This window comes from Bernardetia aquimarina (assembly GCF_042180575.1).
Taxonomy (GTDB): domain Bacteria; phylum Bacteroidota; class Bacteroidia; order Cytophagales; family Bernardetiaceae; genus Bernardetia.
Map to the genome: position 1 here is coordinate 5,072,836 of NZ_CP170094.1, position 19,488 is coordinate 5,092,323.

Genomic DNA, 19,488 nt, shown 5'->3' on the forward strand with positions numbered 1-19,488 from the left:
TTCTGCGGTCTTTGCAACATAGAAAACTATTTTTAGCAATAAACATTATCACGGTTATTTACAGGTCTAATAATCAATTAGTTAGAGAAAAACAAAACAGTCTTATTTTTCCATAGCGACAGGGGTTTGCAAACCTGTCGCTATGGAAAAATGAACATTACTAAATTAACCGTGATAATGTTTAATTACTCATCAAGTTTAATAAAAGAATGAATAGTTTAATTCCCTTTCTCGTTATCACTTTTTGGATTGGACTTGCTTTCCTAATAGGTAAGTTAGGTTCTCAGAAAAAAATAGGTTTTCTTAAATCTTTTTTTATATCAATCATTTTTAGTCCTTTCATAAGTTATATGGTTGTTTCTAATTCAAGAATGAAAAATCCTAGAGGTTGCAATCAATGTGGAAATATGGAAAATGAAGCAGTTTTTTGTGGAATGTGTGGTAAAAATGAGGTAGGATTGACAAGAAAACAAGTCAGTCAAAAGTTAAATTAAAATTGATTTTAGACTAAAAATAAAAGGTTTCTTGAAAAAAATACTCATTCTTCGTTTTTCTTCCATTGGAGATATTGTCTTGACTACACCTGTCATTCGTTCTCTCAAAATGCAATTTTCTTCTGTCCATAATGAAGAATTAGAGTTGCATTATGCTACAAAATCAAGTTTTGAAACGATTTTGAAGCATAATCCGTATTTAGACCAGATTCACTTGTTACAAAAAGACCAATCACTTTCTGATTTTATTTCTCTACTCAAAAAAGAAAATTTTGATATAATTATTGATTTGCATAAAAACCTAAGAACAAGTATCATAAAATTTAGACTAAATGCAAAATCATATACCTTTGAAAAGCTAAATTTTGAAAAATGGATTTATGTCAATCTCAAAAAAAATAAAATGCCCAATCGTCATATCGTCGAAAGATATATGGATACGATGAAGCCTTTGGGAATTACTTTAGAAAATGATGAAAAACAAAGTGATGACAATAATAAAAGAAACAAAGAAAATAAAGAAGCAACAGGTTTAGATTATTTTTTGGGAAACGAAGACCACTTTGAATTAAATTGGTTGCCCGAAACTCATCAAAAAGGCTATATTGCTTTTGCGATTGGAGGAGCACACAATACAAAAAAACTACCTTTAAAGCGAATGATTGAGCTTTGTGATAAAATAAATAAACCGATTGTTTTGTTAGGGGGAAAAGAAGACATAGAAAATGGACAAGCTATTTTTGATTTCTTTGAAAAAGATAGAGATACCTTCGAATCACAAGATGCTATTGAAAAATTAGGAAAAAAAACACGTATTTTTGATGGCTGTGGCAAACTTACTTTAGGACAATCTGCCTCACTGCTCAAACAATCAAATGTGGTTTTTTCACACGATACAGGTTTGATGCACATTGCAGCAGCTTTTAAGAAAAAAATTTATTCTATTTGGGGAAACACAACGCCTGCTTTGGGTATGTATCCCTACAAGACACAGTTTGTTGTCTTTGAGAATAATAAAATTTCTTGTCGTCCATGTTCAAAAATAGGCTTTAAAGCATGTCCAAAAGGACATTTTAAGTGTATGAATGAGATGATTTTTGATTTTTGGATTCCGTAATCAAATTAATAAAAAATAATCAAATTTATAGTCTGAAAATTTCTTATTTTTACATTTTTGTTTTTGTTCTGAATTAAGTTTGATAGACTATCTTTGAATCAAAAAAAAGTAAAGATAAATTCCTAAAAATAAAAAATACGACTAAAAAATAAAATATATAATTATGATGAATGAATTAATTTCTAGTTTTTCTCAACAGTTAGAAGGTGCATATTCTAACTTTCAAAAATTGTCTCTCGCTTCGTTTTTAGGCACAGATAGAAAAATATCTAATATAGTAGTAGTAGGTTTGGGAGGATCTGGAATTGGAGGTAATTTAGTGCAAACCATTACTCGCAGTTTGCTCAAAGTACCTTATCAAGTTTGTAAAACATATAATTTACCAAGTTATATCAATGAAAATACACTTTTGATTGCCTCTTCTTTTTCTGGAAATACAGAAGAGACATTAGTTTCTTTAGAGGAAGCTCAACGAAAAGGTGCATACATAGCCTGTCTGACTTCAGGAGGAAAAATACAGGAAATTGCTATGCAAAAAGGATTTGATTTAGTCCCATTAAAGTCATTGGCTGCTTGTCCGAGAGCACATTTGCCTTATTCTGCCATTTCTTTATTATTACTTTTAAATCATTATGAATTGATAGATATAGATTTTGAAAAGGAAATAAAAGAAACAGTTGCAAGTTTGAATACAAATAATGAAATAATAAAAAAAGAAGCTAAACAATTAGCGATATCTTTAAAAAACAAATTTCCAATTTTATATGCCGACGCAATTCTAGAACCAATGTTGATTCGTTTTCAACAGCAAATCAATGAAAATGCAAAACAACTTTGTCATGTGGCTGTTTTTCCAGAAATGAATCATAATGAATTAGTGGGCTGGCATCTACCAAAAGAAATTTTATCAAAAACGCATATTTTGCTTTTTCATTCAGATTATGACCATGAGAGAGTAAGTAGAAGAATGGAAATTTGTGAAGACATTTTTAATAAACATACGAATTCTATTACTCATATTTCAGCAAAAGGAAATTCATTTTTAGAACAGGTATTTTATCTTATTTATCTTACTGATTGGGTTTCTTATTATCTAGCAGAAGAAAATAGTGTTGATCCTTTCCCAGTAGAAGTAATTAATTATCTAAAATCATCATTACAAGAACTCTAATCTATACTTTAGTCTAAGAAATTTGTACTTTCATTTTTTTAGATATGAGTAAAAAATCAAAAAATGCAAACTGTATCATTCGAACATTTAGGAACACTTTCGTATCAAAAAGCATGGGATTATCAACAAGAGGTTTTTGATAGAATTTTTGAGGTTAAAAAACAAAACCGTCAAATAGAAGAAACAGATAACCAAATTTCTACACCTAATTACCTTCTTTTTTGTCAGCATAACCCTGTTTTTACGATGGGAAAGGCTGGCTCTTTGGATAATCTTTTATTATCTGAAAAAGAATTAAATCAAAAAGGAATTGAATATTTTGAGATAAATAGAGGTGGAGATGTTACTTTTCACGGTTTGGAACAGCTTGTCGGTTATCCTATTTTGGATTTGATGAACTTCAAACAAGATTTACATTGGTATTTTAGAGAATTAGAAGAAGTAATTATCCAAACCATGCAAACTTATGGTTTAGATGCTGGAAGAGTAGAAGGACTTACAGGTGTTTGGATAGACCCAGATTCTTCAACCCCAAGAAAAATTTGTGCTATCGGAATTCGTGCTAGTAGATGGATAACAATGCACGGTTTTGCACTCAATGTAAATACAGACTTGTCTTACTTTGATTTAATAATTCCTTGTGGAATAAAAGACAAAGGAGTAACTTCTTTAGAAAAAGAACTAGGAAAAAAAATCGATATAAAGGAAGTAGAACAGCGAGTAAAACAGCAGTTTGAACAAAGATTTAATGTGAAAATTTTGTAAGAATTACGAATTACTAATTATGAATTGCATTTTTTTAACACAGAGTTCACAGAGAAATTACGAATACATTTTTTAATGAAATTATAAAACAATTTATTTGAATATAGAATTTTTACTAATCACTAATCACTAATCACTAATCACTAATCACTAATCACTTGATATTGTTATTGGATAATTTTGATTCTTTTACCTACAATTTATGGGATTACGTACAGCGTTTGGGAGTAGAATGCAAAGTTTTTAGAAATGATACGCCTTTAGAACAATTAAAACAATATAATTTTACAGGAATTATTCTTTCCCCTGGATTTGGAAAACCACAAGAGGCTGGAAATATGATGCAAGTGATTGATTATTACCATAAAAAGTTACCGATTTTAGGAGTTTGTTTGGGACATCAAGCACTAGGAATTTATTTTGGGGCAAATTTGATTTATGCAGAAAAACCAATGCACGGCAAAATTTCTACTATCGATTGCAAAATAAATAATCAGACCGATTTAGTTTTTCAGAATATGCCTTCCCAAATTCAAGTAGTGCGTTATCATTCTTTGCTGATAGATTTAGAACAAAGTAAAAACAAGGTATTAATTCCCACAGCTTATACCCAAAAAGGCGAATTAATGGCATTTTCTCATATAACACTTCCTATAAAAGCAATCCAGTTTCACCCAGAAGCAGCTTTGACAGAATATGGATTACAAATGCTAGAAAATTGGATAAGTTTAATAAAGCAGGAAGTCAGAAGTATGAGGTAAGGAGTGAAATTTCTAATTATTTACTATCACTTTTTTGCTTGTTATTTTAACTCTAGCATTTTGCATTTACTTTTTATTTCATATCTCATACTTTTTACTTTATTTTCTTGGTTCGAATTTTGCCAATCCAATAAAGTTAGATTAATTTTAGACAGATTATTTCTTAATGAAGTTCTTTCTAAAGATTATATTCTTTCAATATATTTAATTTCTCTTTTTGTTATAATTATTCAAACTCAAAAAACATGATTCGTATTACAAAAATTTTTGCTCTTCTTTTCTGTATTGGTCTTTTGTCTGCTTTTGTTCCACAGGACAGTCCAAATGCTAAAGTATTAGGAAAATGGAAAACGATAGATGATGAAACTAAAAAAGCAAAGTCTATTATTGAAATATATGAAGTAAATGGAAAAGTTCATGGTAAAATTGTTGAGCTTTTAGATGGTGTAAGTCAAGATAAAGTATGTGAAAAATGTGATGGAAAACGTAAAGGACAAAAACTTGTAGGAATGGAAATTCTTTACAACTTAGAAAAAGACAGCGACAAGGAATGGGAGGATGGAAAAATATATGACCCAAATAATGGAAAAGAATATAGCTGTGAAATCAAACTTGTTTCTGATGATAAATTAGAAGTAAGAGGTTATATCGGTTTCTCTTTTGTAGGACGTTCGCAAAACTGGTTTAGAGTGAAATAAGTATTCCTTGCTAGATAATAAAATCGAAAATGGATAATTCATGTTGAATGGATTATCCATTTTTTTGTTAAATTGTATAACAAAATATTGAATAACATTTTTAAATAAAAAAGATGAAAACAAGCGAATACAAAACTTTAGTGCTAAAGTTTTTACAAGATGAAAAAAGTGATTATGCTTTAATGCTTGACGGAGATTGGGGAACAGGAAAAACACATTTTTGGAAGCAAAATATAGTAAATGAAATCTTACAAAATGATATTGTAATTAGAAATAAAGGATTTAGAAAATATATTCCTATCCATATTTCACTAAATGGAAAGTCAAATATTGAAGAGTTAAAAAAAGAAATTTTTCAAACTAAAACAGCTTCAATGTTGGGAATATCATTACAAAAATTTAAACTAATTAATTCTTTATCTACTTCTATTGGAAAACTTGTTAAGCAGAATTTGGATTTTGAAGCAATAGCAAAATCCATAGGAGTTGAGGATAAAGACCTCAAAGAAATTAAGAACAACATTGAAGCACACAAGAAAAAAGGATGGTTTAAAGGTAACTTTGATTTTCTTTCAAAGAAAAATATAGACTCTACAACAAATGAACTTTCTAAAACTAAAAGTTTTCTTATATGCTTTGACGATTTAGAAAGATGCCCATTAAAAATAACACAGATTTGGGGATTGATTAGTAAGTATGTAGAAGAAGAAAATAATACCAAAGTTCTAGTCATTGCTAACGAAAAAGAAATAGGTGATTCTAAAGACGAGAAGAAGTTATATAAGAGAGTTAAAGAAAAAGTTATTGGTAAATCATTAAAGTATGAGCTAGAAGGAAGTGAAGCGATAGATTTTATAATAAATGAATTAGATGGTAGATTAGTGGATTCATCTTATGGAAAGCAAATAATCAAGAAAAAGCAAGAATTAATAAAACAAGAGTTTGGTAACTATGGTAACTTTAGAGTTATAAACTCTACTCTAAGTAGCCTATTTGATATATTAGAAGAAGTAGTAAGGCACAATAGACAGAAGAAAATCCTTTCTGTTGATAGTAATTCATTTCCAACAAGCCAAAAGGTAATAGAACAGCTAGTAACTCAGATGATTCGTTTTTCTATAGAACACATGAAAGAAACTTTTACACATAAAGATATTTCAGATTTTATAGAAGAAAGAGGAATACAACCAGATTTTTCAAACTTTGCCTCTAATTTTGATACAAATAAAATAGTTAAAGAAAAAACGGAAGAGGATATTTACAAACAAAAAATAAGAGCAAGAATACATAAAAATATATCATATGATAGTGTTCTAAATGGTATCTTGGAGTATGTTGTTTATAGCTACTCAATAAATTTGGACAATTTATTAAATGACTTATTAAGGTTTGAGAAAGAAGAGGTTCGACCAGAAGTATTAAGAGCTAATGAGTCTTTCAATTCAATTAAATCTATACTTGGTATTTCACATGAAAACCTTTTAAATCACTTAAATATCACATTAAACTCTTTAAAAGAAGGTTTATATGACTATAAAAAAATAAATCGGGTAGCATTTAGATTAATTAATTACGCTATTACATCTGATGAGTTTTCAATGAGTGTTGAAGATATATTAGATGCTTATAAGTTAGGCTTGAGTAAACAGGATATTGATAAGAGAATTGATTACTATATTGATTACACATTTTTGTACGATGAAGCTCAAATGGAAGGTATTCAAGAAAGAAAAGATGTAATAAAAGAATGTGCTAAAATATTTAATAATTGGAATCAAGAATATAATTATAAGATAGAGTATAAAGAAGGAAGGGAGCTATATGAGCATATCTACATCAATCAAGAAATAGATTTTAATAAGTTGATTGAGCTTTATGAAAAGAAGAAGAGAGGATTATTTATCTATCTTGAAGAAGAGAACAAATTAGACGATTTTATTAAAAGAGCATTAATTTGCAATAGGAGTACCAAAGAATTTGGAGATTTAATTTATGCTCTATCTTCTTACTTTGTAAAAAATGATTCATCAAATCATACAAGTGGAAGAATAAGAGAATATTTATATCAATCTGAAATAGAAATTATTAATTCTATTAGTGGGGTAATTTGTCCAATGGCTAAAGATTGCAATAAGAAGTTAAATATCACTAGAAAACTAAATTTAGAATACTTGTGTAGGGCTTTAAAATATTTTGATAAAGAAGTTGTGAAGAATAATTAATTAACTATATAAAAACATTCCACTACAAAACCCTTCATTCACAGTTATTTAGTTATTCAAAAAGGAATAAATCCCTAATATTCTCTCTAATTTTGATTTCTGTCTTTTAAATGTTATTTTTTTGGTAAATTTGTAAAATGTAGCTTACTCTTTAGAGTGAGTAAAATTGTACCGAATGCTTTAGCTTTCTGTTCAAATAAATACTATCCCAAAAACTAAAGAAACACTAGACCTAACAAAAAATAACTCATAAATATATATCACTATGGCTAAAATAGAAATGGTAATGCCCAAAATGGGCGAAAGCGTAATGGAAGGCACAATCCTAACTTGGCTCAAAAGTGTAGGAGATTCAATCGAACAAGACGAATCTGTTTTGGAAGTAGCGACCGATAAAGTAGATACAGAAGTACCAGCTACCCACGCAGGTACACTTGTCGAAATATTGGCACAAGAAGGCGATGTAGTACAAGTAGGTGCAACGATTGCCGTTATAGAAACAGTCGGTGCAGAAGGTGGAAGCACTCCAAGCTCTCAAGCACCTGTACAAGAAACAAAAGTAGAAGAAAAAGAACCTGTTTTAGAAACTGCATCAGCAAATGGTAGCAGCTATGTAAATGGAAATGTTCATCAGCAAAATGACCTTGCTACGGCTACTCGTTTTTATTCTCCTTTAGTGATGTCTATTGCAAAAGAAGAAAATGTATCTATTTCAGAGTTAGAAACTATCGAAGGAACAGGCTTAGAAGGGCGTGTTACCAAAAATGATATGTTCAATTTCCTTGAAAGTAGAAAAAATAATAATGGAAACGGTTCTCAAACTGCTGTTGCTCCTAAAGTAGAAGTAAAAGAACGAAAAGCAGAACCAACTCCTCAATCAAATCAGAAAATAGAACAATTACAGCCTGTAAAATCATACAGTAATGATATTGAGGTGGTAGAAATGGACAGAATGCGTAAAATGATTGCCCAAAGAATGGTCGATTCAAAACGTATTTCTCCTCACGTAACTTCATTTATTGAAGCTGATGTTACTAATCTTGTAAATTGGAGAAACAAATGGAAAAAAGTAGTTAAAGAACGTGATGGACTTGCGCTTACTTTTACGCCTCTTTTTGTAGAAGCTGTTGCGAAGGCAATTCAAGATTATCCAAAAATCAACTGTTCGGTAGATGGAGATAAAATTTTGATGAAAAAAGGGATTCATGTAGGAATTGCTGTGGCTCTTTCGAATGATAATTTGATTGTTCCAGTTATCAAAAATACAAATGAACTTAATCTTTTAGGAATCACTAAAAAAGTATCAGAACTTGTAGATAAAGCAAGAAATAACAAACTTTCTCCAGATGATTTGTCTGGTGGAACATATACACTTTCAAATATTGGTTCTTTCGGAAATATGCTCGGAACGCCAATTATTATGCAGCCACAAGTTGCGATTATGTCGGTCGGTGCGATTGTCAAAAAACCTGCTGTTGTAGAAACAGAACATGGTGATATGATCGGAATTCGCCACATGATGTATCTTTCACATTCTTACGACCATAGAGTTGTAGATGGTGGACTTGGTGGTAAATTTGTGAGAAGAGTAGCTGATTATTTAGAGAACTTTGATGTAAATACTACTATTTAATTATAAATTTTTAGTGATAAATTATTAATTAAAAAGGCATTGAATTTAATTCAATGCCTTTTTTTGATTTAATCCAAGTTTACAGTATCATCTTTTTTATTTATTAGATTAAATATAATTAAACCTATACTCAAAATGGTCATTGCTACCGTAGCTATAATTAGTGCAGTTACTGGTCTTTCATGTAGTCCTTCATTAAATAGACCTACTATAAGCGAAAATAACCTTGTTGGTATGAATGCTAAACTTATTAGAATTGCTAGGTATTTAGGATTTGCATACTGTGTTAATATTGAATGAATTATGGGAATAATATGGATTTCTGCAACACTAATAAAGAATAAAGAGACTAGGTACAAAATCATGTGCTGCTCATTAGGAGTTTCTGGTATTAGAACTAGAATTCCAAATGATATAGTACCAAAAATAAAAGCAATCATAAGTTTGAAAAATTGAGTACTATAAAAATAACTCCATAAAATGATTGCTAATAGGGTGAAAGGTACAGTAAAAACAGTATTTAATGATGACCACATATCTGTGGGAATGCCCAACGTTGAAATTTCACTTAGTTTAGATTGTAAATCAAAAATTCGAAAATTAGATATTTCATAAATAGCCCAAAAAAGACCAACAAAAACAAAAGCGATTAAAATAGTGAAAAATCGTCGTTTTATTGGTAGGTCACTTGCTAATATTTTACTTTGATTATTTCCCTTTATAAATAGAATTGGAATTAGTGATACCAAGATTAAGATTCCTGCAATTATAAAACCAATGCTCCAACCAAAATACTCTCCACAATAGCCAATCAATAGAGGTCCTGCAAATGCTCCCAAATTAACGGCTGTATAAAGCAAAGTGAATCCTGAATCTAATAGTTTGGTTTTATTTAGATATAACTTTCCAAAATTTGAGATAATATTTGGTGTGTAAAACCCTCCACCTAGAACCACTAAAAACAATCCAATATAAAGCCCTATAGTTGAAGGAATGCAAAAACTAAATGCTCCTAAGGCTTGAAGAACTCCACCAATTATTACTGACTTTCTATTTCCTATCAATAAATCTCCAAGTAATGCTCCAATAATCTGAGAAAAAAGAACTGAAGTAGCCAACCAACTATAAATATTAAATGCTTCTGACTCATCCATTTTTACACTTTCACTAACCATGTATAAAATGATAATTGCACGAATACCATAGTAAGCAATTCTTTCTAACATTCTAGAAGTTGCGTATAAAAAAGTCTCTCTAGGATGAGTTTGGATTTTAATTTTTTCCATTTATTTATTCAAACAATGAGATAAAACGAATGTTAATTTAAAAATATAAAAAACGCATTGGGTTAATTCATAACACAATGCGTTTCTCATTAATCACTTATCACTAAAAACTAGACTTTGTCCATCCAACCAAAACGGTCTTCAATTTCTGCCGAACGAATAGCTTTTAATTCTTTCAAAATATGGTTACTGATTTTTCGTGTTTCTACGGCTGGTAATTCATAATCTTTTCCTTCTATTCCAATGGCTGCAATTTGAGAAATTACGGCTGCTGTTCCTACTCCAAAGGCTTCTGTGAGATTGCCATTTTTCATAGCTCCTTCTATCTCTGCAACAGTTACAGGGCGTTCTTCTACTTCATACCCCAAATCTTTTGCTAAGAGAACCAAACTTTTGCGAGTAATTCCATTCAAAATAGTATCTCCTACGGGTGGCGTAAGTATTTTTCCCTTACCTCCATCATCAATGACAAACATAATATTCATCGTTCCAGACTCTTCAATGTATTTGTGTTCTTTTGCATCTGTCCAGATAAGCTGATGATACCCTTCTTCTTGTGCTAGTTTGGCTGGATATAAAGCTGCTGCATAATTTCCTCCCGTTTTGGCATTTCCTGTTCCTCCACTTGCTGCACGAACAAATTTAGTTTCTACTTTTACACGGACAGGCTGTGTATAATATGCAGCCACAGGACACGTAAAGATGATAAACTTGTACTCTTCGGCAGGACGAACTCCCAAAAAACCTTCTGATGCAAAAATAAATGGACGAATATAAAGTGAACTTCCTTCTGATTTGGGAACCCACTTTCTATCCACATCAATAAGTTTTTTTAGTCCCTGCATAAAAACTTCCTTATCCATTTTTGGAATACACATACGCTCACACGAACGCATCAAACGCTCATAATTTTCTTCTGGACGGAAAAGAACTACTTCATCTTTTGTATTATAAAATGCCTTCATTCCTTCAAAAATTGTTTGAGAATAATGAAGAACAGAAGCTGCAGGACTCATTGAAAGGTTGCTATATGGCACAATTTTAAAATCTGTCCAAGCACCATCTTTATAATCAGCAATAAACATGTGGTCTGAAAAAACACGCCCAAAAGGAATGTTATTCTCATCTAAAGTATCTATACGAGAATTTTGAGTAGGCTGAACATCAATATAAATATTTGTGTCGGTAGAGAGCATATTTGTGTAAATTTTTGTGATTTTTATTTAGTGAAATAGGAGAATGTAGAAAGTAAATTTCTAAGCTAAAATGAAATGAAACAGAATAAAATTTTGATAATTTTTAATTAACAATTTTTAATTTTATATCTTTTTGAAAAAGAACTGTAAAACGAGGTAATTTATCTTGTTATAGAAATCTATTGTCATTTTTTGCCTAAAATTGAAGCAAAACAAAAGACTGCTTTTATTCTTAGCAAGATACTAAAATTAGAGCAATTTTGAAAGCAGGTATTTTTTGCATGGAAGTATAAAAAAGTTTTTATTTTTATAAATACACAAATTATGTCTGTCCATCTTACTCTTGTATTCCATAATTAGAAAATGAGTAAAATGGTTTTGATTTTACCCTTAAATTTGTAACATCTTTTGATTTTGTCCGTTAATTATAGTAACTTTCAGTTTAATTTGAAAGTTTTGAAAATAGATTAAAATTCCCTAACCTAAATGATGATTCTAAACTCGTTTACGGTTATAAAAATACAACCAGTCGTGAAAAATTACTTAGCTCTTTCAGAATTAGTAGATTCTAACAAAGAAGACTTACATCTTGATAAAAATAAAATAGACATACATCCATTTGAGTTTATCAAAAAAATGTGGTGTGCTGCCATTGCTCAAAACTTGGGTGTTTCGTTGTGGAGAGAACCGAGTACTGATAATTTGCAGTTAGTCATTGATTTATCTCAAAAAACTAGATTAGTAGAAGCCGATTTAGAAGATTTGGGGGCAGGTTTTTTGATGCATAAATTTGAAAAAGAATTTTCTAAGGAGAATAGTAAAAGTAATTCGAAGGCTTATTTTTTAGAAGCACATCTATACTTTGATTCGTCAAATGATTTTGTCGTAGAAAATATTCCTTCCAAAAACAGGAAGGAATTTGAAAAGTTAAATCAAACAAAAAAGCAGTTTTTTGAAAAACTAAAAGAATTACAAAATCAAGAAGACTGCAAAACGCCTTATTTTTATCCTCAAAGCATTCCAACAGCCACTACACAAGAAACTCACAAAAAAGCAGTTGATAAGGCAATAAAATCAATGCAAAACGAGGAGTTTCAAAAAGTAGTCATTTCTAGGAATAAATTTATTGACTTGAATGCTGATTTTGATGCTTTAGAAGCCTACCATAAATTAGAGCATACTTACAAAACAGCTTTTGTTTCTTTGGTTTCGATTCCTCGTGTCGGAACATGGATGTGTGCAACACCTGAGCTTTTGGTAAGTCAAGATAAAAATGGAATTTTCCGAACGATGGCACTCGCAGGAACACAGTCTGGAAAAGAAGTAAAAGAACTCAAAAATGCACTTTGGAGGCAAAAAGAAATCGAAGAACAGGCTTTAGTGAGTCGTTATGTCATAAATTGTTTTAAGAAAATTCGTTTGAGAGAATACGAAGAGATAGGTCCAAAAACAGTCAGAGCAGCAAACCTTTTGCATCTAAGAACTGAGTTTGTAGTAGATACAATAAAAGAGCGTTTTCCACAACTGGCAACAGTTATGCTAGAACTTTTACACCCAACCTCAGCAGTTTGTGGAATGCCAAAAGAAATAACGACACAGTTTATTTTAGAAAATGAAGGCTATGATAGAGGTTTTTATGCAGGTTATTTAGGTGGAATTAATTTTAAGAAGGGAAGTAGCTTATATGTTCAGCTTCGTTGTATGCAATTACTAGAAAATCAAGCTATTTTGTATGCAGGAGGTGGAATTACGGCAGATTCGGACACCGAAAAAGAATGGCAAGAAACTGAAATGAAATGTCAGACTATCGAAAGTGTAGTTTTTGATAGTGGGAGTTAGGAGAATTAGAATGAAATTCATTCTGCTTTATTTTTTACCATAGTAACAAGTGAAATTAAAAGCTAATAACAGCATTTTTTCTTCATAAGAAAATTCTAAAAAAGGAACTTCTATCTATCTTAAATTATTGTGCAATTTATAAAAATGCAAAGCATTGTGAGTATAAAAACGATAATGAAAATTTTACAAATAATTCTTCTTTTACTTTTTATTAGTTTTGGTTCTTTTGCTCAAAATGATGAAGCTAAAAAATTGCGACGTTCTGTTTTCCAAAATAATAAAGAAATACTATATTTAGACCATCTTCTTTTAGAACTTGAATTTATAAAATGTAAAGATAGTAGTCTTCATTTTCCTAAAATCAAAGATTTTATCAGAGAAAATATCATTAAAAGTGATACTTTATTTATTTATACTCAAGGAATCATGGGACATAATAGCTCAAGAGGGAGAGGTGATTATGATTCTCTTACACTATATTATTCTTTTTTGTACTATGACTTTTATACAAGTTGTGTAATGGATGGCTGTTTTTACGATGGAATGCAAATGTACAATGAGATAATAAAAAATGAAATTACGAGAAGACATGGAAAAGAGTGGGAAATAAATCTTCAATATAAAATTGATAACATAGAACCAAATTTATTTAAAAAAGATTAGTTTTTATAATTCAAAAATCCTTCTGTATTTCCCAAATTCTCCAAAACAAAAACAAATAAAATAGTATTAAGAGGGTATAAAAGCTACTGTAAAATGTAAATCATTCAAAATGAATGGGTTATGAATCCTTATTTTTAGTATTTTTTCAAATTTCCAAATCTGCGTTTGGTTTGTTAAATTTGTAAGAAGTCAAAAATTCCTTGTTGATGGTTCAGACCTTAACGACGGTTAAAAATAAAATGACTAGTAAAAATAAACACACATATAAAATTTATAAAAAATAAGCCACCTAAAGTTATGCAAACAAAAGAAACGCTAGAAGAATCAACTCCAAAAAATACAAACTCAAATTCAAGTACAAACCAAAATACAAGTTTTGAGCCTACTGAAGTATTAAAATATTATCGTATTGGTTGGGAAAGTCGAAATGCCAGTCTATTAGGACGAAAGGAAGTTTTTGCAGGAAAAGCCAAATTCGGAATTTTTGGAGATGGAAAAGAAGTTCCACAGATTGCAATGGCAAAAGCGTTTCAAAAAGGAGATTTTCGTTCGGGATATTACCGTGACCAAACCTTTATGTTGGCATTAGAAGAGATTACTTTAGAGCAGTATTTTGCACAACTTTATGCTCACACAGACCTAGAAGCAGAGCCAGCTTCAGCAGGTCGTCAGATGAATGGACACTTTGCTACTCGTTCGATAGATGAAAATGGAAATTGGAAAAATCTTACAGAACAATATAATTCTAGTGCAGATATTTCTCCAACAGCAGGACAAATGCCTCGTTTGGTAGGTTTGGCTTTAGCTTCAAAAACATACCGTCAAAATGCCGATATTTTATCAGAATATACAAACTTCTCTAAAAACGGAAATGAAATTGCTTTTGGAACAATAGGAGATGCTTCTACTTCGGAAGGACTTTTTTGGGAAGCAATTAATGCGATGGGTGTTTTGCAAGTTCCTGTTTTGATGTCGGTTTGGGATGATGGATATGGAATTTCTGTTCCTAAAAAATATCAAACTACAAAAGAAAGTATTTCGGATGTTTTGGCAGGTTTTCAAAGAGATGAAAATAACAAAGGTTACGAAATTATTAAAGTAAAAGCGTGGGATTATGCAGAATTGTGTAGAGTATATGCAAAAGCAGCAAATCTTTGTCGTACCGAACATCAACCAGTTCTGGTTCATGTAGAAGAAGTTACACAGCCACAAGGACATTCTACTTCGGGTTCGCATACTCGTTATAAACCAAAAGAGCGTTTAGAGTTTGAAAAAGAATTTGATTGTTTGGTACAAATGCGTAAATGGATTCTTTCAGAAGGAATTGCAACAGAAGAGGAATTAGATGAAATAGAAAAAACATCATTTGTTAGAGCTAGAGATGCAAGAAATTATGCTTGGAAAGCTTTCAATGGAGCTATGAAAGCAGACCAAGATGAAGCATTAAATTTATTAGAAAAAGGCGCAAATCAATCTTCAAATAATGCTGTCAAAAATGAATTATTAGAAATTCATTCTACATTAAAAACTACGCTCAATGCCATGCGTTTGGATACAATCAAAGCCGTAAAAGCAGCTTTGAGAATATTGAAAAATGAATTAGAAAATCCGATTCGTATAGATTTAAAATTATTTTTAGACAGAACAAAAGAAGAAAATTACGACCGTTATAATTCTCATTTGCATTCTGAAACTGAGCTTTCAGCTTTAAAAGTAGAAGAAATAAAGCCAACATACAACGATGAGAGTCCAGTAGTTGATGGTAGAGAAGTTTTACAGTCGTGTTTTATTAATGCTTTTGAAAATAATCCTTTAGTGGTTGCTTTTGGAGAAGATGTAGGACGAATTGGCGATGTAAATCAAGCCTTTGCAGGTTTGCAAGAGCAGTTTGGAGAAAGCAGAATTACAGATACAGGAATTCGTGAAGCTACTATAATGGGACAAGGAATTGGAATGGCAATGCGTGGACTACGTCCGATTGCAGAAATTCAGTATTTAGATTACTTGCTTTATGGCTTGCAAATTTTATCTGATGATTTGGCTTGTTTGCGTTACCGTACAAAAGCTGGACAAAAAGCACCATTGATTATTCGTACTCGTGGACATCGTTTAGAAGGTGTTTGGCACGCAGGTTCGCCTATCGGAACTATCTTGGGTGCATTGCGTGGAATTTATGTTTTAGTTCCTCGTAATATGACACAAGCAGCAGGTTTTTACAATACGATGCTCAAATCTGACGACCCAGCACTTATTATTGAATGTCTGAATGGTTACCGTTTGAAGGAAATAACACCTGATAATGTAGGAGAATTTACTGTTCCTTTAGGAGTTCCAGAGATTTTGAGAGAAGGTACTGATGTTACAGTAGTTACGTATGGTTCTATGTGTAGAATTGTAATGGAATCAGCCGAGCAGTTAGAAAAGTTAGGTGTAAATATTGAAGTTATTGATGTTCAGACGTTACTTCCTTTTGACCGTCATCATGCTATCTTGGAATCTATCAAAAAGACCAATCGTGTTATTTTTGCAGATGAAGATGTATCTGGTGGAGGGACTGCTTATATGATGCAGAAAGTATTGGACGAGCAAAATGCGTATCGTTTCTTAGATTCTAAGCCAGTTTGTATTTCAGCAAGAGACCACCGTACTGCGTATGCAACTGATGGAGATTATTTTTCTAAGCCCAATCCAGAAGACATTACAGAAGCAGCTTATAATTTAATGCATGAATTTAACCCTGAGCAGTTCCCTGAATTATATTAAGATTATTTTTTAGATTGATTTTTGTATAAAAAAAGTGAGTATGTTATCATTTAATGATTTCATACTCACTTTTTCTGTTAGCAAAGCATACACTCATAAACTTTATAGCCTATTACTTTTTTTACTACTTATAAACTTCAACAAAAAAAATGCTATACGATAAAGCCAACGACCACCAAGACAAAGAAGAATTTATGGAGCTTTCCCTTATTCATGCACATACACACATTGGCATGTTTTTGAGTTGGATAGCCCAAAATGACCTTGCTAGTGAAGATTTTGAAGATGAAGCAGGACTACAAATTAGACATTTGCATCAACATTCTATTTCCTGTGGGATTTTTAGTGAACTTTGGGATGGTGTAATTTCTGATGAAATGCTCAATCCAAAAGCCAAAAAATTTGCTGATGCCTATTATGCGACTGGAAAATATATTGAAGATTATAGAAAAATTTTTCCACAACATGATTGTATGTATCTAGTCGAAGATACGTGGGGAAATTATGAAAAAGTAGCTAAAGTATTAGATATGCGTTTTTTGGAGTGGAAAAACATGAATGCTTAAGGTTTTATTTTAAATTATCTTATTTATGAATATTATTGACTTAGTTCGTTTGTTTAGAGAAAAAAATAATTCTCTTGAAGATTTTTGTCAAAAAAATAATTTAGATAGTAATTCAGAAGTTATAGAAATATATATGCAAAAACCTTTTGAGTTGAATAATGAATTATCTTTTTTTGAAATAGAAAAGACAGAAGGAAAAATAGAATATTTATCAAATGGTATTATTCATCATAACTTACTTGATATATACTATTTTACAGATGCTGTTTCAGAATTTTCAAAAAATATAACAGATAAAGAAGTTGCAATTAGACTTTTAGATTATGCCATAAATGATGCATAAACTGATGCTTTTTTTAAGTGCATTCTCATTTTAACTAGGGCAAACGCACGAAAATAAAATGTATGATTTTACACTCTTTTTGACCTATTTTTTTAGTTTTAAAATTCAAGCGAGGACGCTTGAATTAGACAAAAACTGGTTTAAGCGTCCTCGCTTGAACCAATTCTTAAAAAATAAAATTTCGTGCGTTTGCCCTACATTTTAACTAAACGATGATTAGTTTTCTTTATCTTTGAACCATCAACGAAGCTTTAGCCATCGTTGAGGAACAAAAATAAAATAAGTATAACTTTACTGAGCAGTCCAACCTCCGTCAATCGGAATAGCTGTTCCTGTAAATGTACTGGCTTCTTTTGAAGCTAAAAATAAAGCCATTCCTGCAAGTGCATCAATCGAAACAAAATCTTTTACAGCCTGTTTTTTGAGCATTACTTTTTCTACTATGTCATCCTCACTCATTCCATGTGTTTTGGCTTGGTCTGCAATCTGTTTTTCTACCAAAGGCGTTTTGACATACCCTGGACAGATGGCATTTGCAGTAATATTATAAGGCGCACCTTCCAAACCTAATACTTTTGTAAGTCCGACAATTCCGTGTTTGGCAGCTACATAGGCTGATTTGAATTCAGATGCACGAAGTCCATGTGCAGAAGCAATATTGATAATTCTACCAAATTTTTGTTTTTTCATATCTGCCCAAACAGCTTGTGAAGTATGAAAAGCTGAACTCAAATTGATGCCAATAATAGCATTCCATTTGGCAGCAGGAAACTCGTCAATAGGCGAAACAAACTGAATACCTGCATTATTTATCAAAACATCAATAGTTCCGAATTTTTGTTTTGCCTCGTCTATCATTTGATTGATTTGCTCTGGATAAAGCATATTTGCATCAGAAAACATCGTCTGAACGCCATGTTCTTTTGCTACATTGGCTGCTATTTCTGCGCCGTTGTCTTCCAATCCATTAAAAACTACATTGTATCCTGCTTTTGCAAAATGCTGTGCAATACCTAAACCGATTCCACTTGTGCTTCCTGTAATGAGTACTGTTGCCATAAAAAATGTTGTTATGAGTAAGTCGTCGGTGGAGACACCATAGCCGTAAGGTTAAAAAAATATTTGTCTTTCTGTTCCGTTAGGAACTACATATTGGTAGATTTCAAGAATTTTAATACAAAATGCGACCAATATACAACTCCTACGGAGTAAATGATTTTTAACTTTTCTATTTTTATCTACCAATATGAAACTCCTAACGGAGCAGAGGGCAAAATTTCTCAATAGCCTTACGGCTATGGTGGAGACACCGACAATGAAAAAATAAAATTCTGGTAAATTTATTATATTTTGCCGTTGTTGGTGTCCTTACCAACGACAAATCTAACCAATCAATTTACGGAATAATTAACTAAAAAATCAACCAAACGTTTAAAATTTGATTGAATAGTTTCGTTTGTCTTTTGAATAACTAAAGAACGGTAATAAAGCTCTACTAACTCTTCATATCTTGGATTGTTAGTAATCTTGGCTAAAACAATTCCTTTAAAAAAACGATGATGCTGATTATAAATATATAAAATTGGACGTTTAGGAATTCTATTAAAGGTTAAATCTAATTCTTGATATGAGCTTTTCATTTCCAAAAAAGTCATTCCTTCATCTGTCATAAATTTTATGAGTTCTTCAGCACAAACTTCTAAGTCTTCTTCATTTTCAGCTTTATATCTAAAATAGGGGTTTTGATTTAATTTACCCACAGAAACTGAAATAGTAGTTGTTTGATTTTGAAAATCACTAAGATTCGATAAAAAGGGTTGTGTGATTCGTTCTACTTCATCTTTTCTGACTCCTAAAGTTACCTCAATCCAAATCTCATCATCATATTGTGAAATGGATAAAATGACGTTTTTGAAACCCATTTTATCAGTTTTTCGGAACTGGCTATATGTATCTATATATTCAAAACCC

17 protein-coding genes are annotated in these 19,488 nt (G+C 31.2%); 13 read left to right on the forward strand and 4 right to left on the reverse strand.

The annotated features are described in order from the left end of the window. Positions 1 to 209 precede the first annotated feature (209 nt). The 8 genes from ACE193_RS21880 to ACE193_RS21915 all read left to right on the forward strand — a co-directional run bounded on the left by ACE193_RS21880 (position 210) and on the right by ACE193_RS21915 (position 8,861). A complete protein-coding gene (locus tag ACE193_RS21880) occupies positions 210 to 494 on the forward strand; it encodes a hypothetical protein (RefSeq protein ID WP_375560322.1) in 285 nt (94 codons plus the stop codon). Positions 495 to 525: 31 nt separating this feature from the next. Further along, positions 526 to 1,611 carry a glycosyltransferase family 9 protein gene (locus ACE193_RS21885; protein ID WP_375560323.1) on the forward strand — a complete coding sequence of 362 codons (1,086 nt, stop codon included), beginning with the start codon at positions 526 to 528 and terminating at the stop codon, positions 1,609 to 1,611. A 163-nt stretch (positions 1,612 to 1,774) separates the two neighbouring features. Continuing rightward, the gene (locus ACE193_RS21890) at positions 1,775 to 2,782 is read left to right on the forward strand and encodes a bifunctional phosphoglucose/phosphomannose isomerase (protein ID WP_375560324.1); all 1,008 of its coding nucleotides are present in this window, start codon (positions 1,775 to 1,777) and stop codon (positions 2,780 to 2,782) included. A gap of 63 nt (positions 2,783 to 2,845) precedes the next feature. Beyond that, the gene (lipB, locus tag ACE193_RS21895) at positions 2,846 to 3,547 is read left to right on the forward strand and encodes a lipoyl(octanoyl) transferase LipB (protein ID WP_375560325.1); all 702 of its coding nucleotides are present in this window, start codon (positions 2,846 to 2,848) and stop codon (positions 3,545 to 3,547) included. Positions 3,548 to 3,705: 158 nt separating this feature from the next. After that, positions 3,706 to 4,308, forward strand: coding sequence for an anthranilate synthase component II (locus tag ACE193_RS21900; protein WP_375560326.1), 603 nt, complete (start codon positions 3,706 to 3,708; stop codon positions 4,306 to 4,308). Positions 4,309 to 4,553: 245 nt separating this feature from the next. Then, complete coding sequence (locus ACE193_RS21905; RefSeq protein WP_375560327.1) at positions 4,554 to 5,006, forward strand: DUF2147 domain-containing protein; 453 nt, start codon at positions 4,554 to 4,556, stop codon at positions 5,004 to 5,006. Positions 5,007 to 5,119: 113 nt separating this feature from the next. Then, entirely contained in the window at positions 5,120 to 7,228 is a 2,109-nt protein-coding gene (locus ACE193_RS21910) for a P-loop NTPase fold protein (RefSeq protein ID WP_375560328.1), read from the forward strand. Between the two features lie 265 nt (positions 7,229 to 7,493). Continuing rightward, complete coding sequence (locus ACE193_RS21915; RefSeq protein WP_375560329.1) at positions 7,494 to 8,861, forward strand: dihydrolipoamide acetyltransferase family protein; 1,368 nt, start codon at positions 7,494 to 7,496, stop codon at positions 8,859 to 8,861. Between the two features lie 68 nt (positions 8,862 to 8,929). On the opposite strand, the gene ACE193_RS21920 is transcribed toward ACE193_RS21915, so the two are convergent. Together ACE193_RS21920 and ACE193_RS21925 are read right to left on the reverse strand one after the other, a co-directional pair. Beyond that, on the reverse strand, positions 8,930 to 10,147 hold the full coding sequence (locus ACE193_RS21920) for an MFS transporter (protein WP_375560330.1): 1,218 nt from the start codon (positions 10,145 to 10,147) through the stop codon (positions 8,930 to 8,932). A gap of 110 nt (positions 10,148 to 10,257) precedes the next feature. After that, positions 10,258 to 11,343: a branched-chain amino acid aminotransferase gene (locus ACE193_RS21925; RefSeq protein WP_375560331.1), complete on the reverse strand. Its 1,086-nt coding sequence runs from the start codon at positions 11,341 to 11,343 to the stop codon at positions 10,258 to 10,260. A gap of 531 nt (positions 11,344 to 11,874) precedes the next feature. On the opposite strand from ACE193_RS21925, the gene ACE193_RS21930 reads away from it, so the two are divergent. The 5 genes from ACE193_RS21930 to ACE193_RS21950 all read left to right on the forward strand — a co-directional run bounded on the left by ACE193_RS21930 (position 11,875) and on the right by ACE193_RS21950 (position 17,517). Beyond that, entirely contained in the window at positions 11,875 to 13,182 is a 1,308-nt protein-coding gene (locus ACE193_RS21930) for a chorismate-binding protein (protein WP_375560332.1), read from the forward strand. Positions 13,183 to 13,356: 174 nt separating this feature from the next. Beyond that, complete coding sequence (locus ACE193_RS21935) at positions 13,357 to 13,845, forward strand: hypothetical protein (RefSeq protein ID WP_375560333.1); 489 nt, start codon at positions 13,357 to 13,359, stop codon at positions 13,843 to 13,845. A gap of 297 nt (positions 13,846 to 14,142) precedes the next feature. Then, positions 14,143 to 16,608: a thiamine pyrophosphate-dependent enzyme gene (locus tag ACE193_RS21940; protein WP_375560334.1), complete on the forward strand. Its 2,466-nt coding sequence runs from the start codon at positions 14,143 to 14,145 to the stop codon at positions 16,606 to 16,608. Positions 16,609 to 16,757: 149 nt separating this feature from the next. Beyond that, positions 16,758 to 17,174 carry a hypothetical protein gene (locus tag ACE193_RS21945; RefSeq protein WP_375560335.1) on the forward strand — a complete coding sequence of 139 codons (417 nt, stop codon included), beginning with the start codon at positions 16,758 to 16,760 and terminating at the stop codon, positions 17,172 to 17,174. A gap of 25 nt (positions 17,175 to 17,199) precedes the next feature. Further along, positions 17,200 to 17,517, forward strand: coding sequence for a hypothetical protein (locus ACE193_RS21950; protein WP_375560336.1), 318 nt, complete (start codon positions 17,200 to 17,202; stop codon positions 17,515 to 17,517). Between the two features lie 291 nt (positions 17,518 to 17,808). Here the strand turns inward: ACE193_RS21950 and ACE193_RS21955 are convergent, their stop codons facing one another. Next, positions 17,809 to 18,576 (reverse strand): 3-hydroxybutyrate dehydrogenase, encoded by a 768-nt coding sequence (locus ACE193_RS21955; protein WP_375560337.1) that lies wholly within the window; start codon positions 18,574 to 18,576, stop codon positions 17,809 to 17,811. Positions 18,577 to 18,908: 332 nt separating this feature from the next. After that, complete coding sequence (locus ACE193_RS21960) at positions 18,909 to 19,439, reverse strand: hypothetical protein (protein ID WP_375560338.1); 531 nt, start codon at positions 19,437 to 19,439, stop codon at positions 18,909 to 18,911. Positions 19,440 to 19,488: the final 49 nt, after the last annotated feature.

Excerpts from the sequence above, each read along its gene's own strand:
- lipB (WP_375560325.1), top strand. The coding sequence starts at position 2,846 with ATGCAAACTGTATCATTCGAACATTTAGGAACACTTTCGTATCAAAAA.
- ACE193_RS21920 (WP_375560330.1), bottom strand. The coding sequence starts at position 10,147 with ATGGAAAAAATTAAAATCCAAACTCATCCTAGAGAGACTTTTTTATAC.
- ACE193_RS21935 (WP_375560333.1), top strand. The coding sequence starts at position 13,357 with ATGAAAATTTTACAAATAATTCTTCTTTTACTTTTTATTAGTTTTGGT.
- ACE193_RS21915 (WP_375560329.1), top strand. The coding sequence starts at position 7,494 with ATGGCTAAAATAGAAATGGTAATGCCCAAAATGGGCGAAAGCGTAATG.
- ACE193_RS21910 (WP_375560328.1), top strand. The coding sequence starts at position 5,120 with ATGAAAACAAGCGAATACAAAACTTTAGTGCTAAAGTTTTTACAAGAT.
- ACE193_RS21880 (WP_375560322.1), top strand. The coding sequence starts at position 210 with ATGAATAGTTTAATTCCCTTTCTCGTTATCACTTTTTGGATTGGACTT.
- ACE193_RS21940 (WP_375560334.1), top strand. The coding sequence starts at position 14,143 with ATGCAAACAAAAGAAACGCTAGAAGAATCAACTCCAAAAAATACAAAC.
- ACE193_RS21950 (WP_375560336.1), top strand. The coding sequence starts at position 17,200 with ATGAATATTATTGACTTAGTTCGTTTGTTTAGAGAAAAAAATAATTCT.
- ACE193_RS21905 (WP_375560327.1), top strand. The coding sequence starts at position 4,554 with ATGATTCGTATTACAAAAATTTTTGCTCTTCTTTTCTGTATTGGTCTT.
- ACE193_RS21945 (WP_375560335.1), top strand. The coding sequence starts at position 16,758 with ATGCTATACGATAAAGCCAACGACCACCAAGACAAAGAAGAATTTATG.
- ACE193_RS21925 (WP_375560331.1), bottom strand. The coding sequence starts at position 11,343 with ATGCTCTCTACCGACACAAATATTTATATTGATGTTCAGCCTACTCAA.
- ACE193_RS21960 (WP_375560338.1), bottom strand. The coding sequence starts at position 19,439 with ATGGGTTTCAAAAACGTCATTTTATCCATTTCACAATATGATGATGAG.
- ACE193_RS21955 (WP_375560337.1), bottom strand. The coding sequence starts at position 18,576 with ATGGCAACAGTACTCATTACAGGAAGCACAAGTGGAATCGGTTTAGGT.
- ACE193_RS21890 (WP_375560324.1), top strand. The coding sequence starts at position 1,775 with ATGATGAATGAATTAATTTCTAGTTTTTCTCAACAGTTAGAAGGTGCA.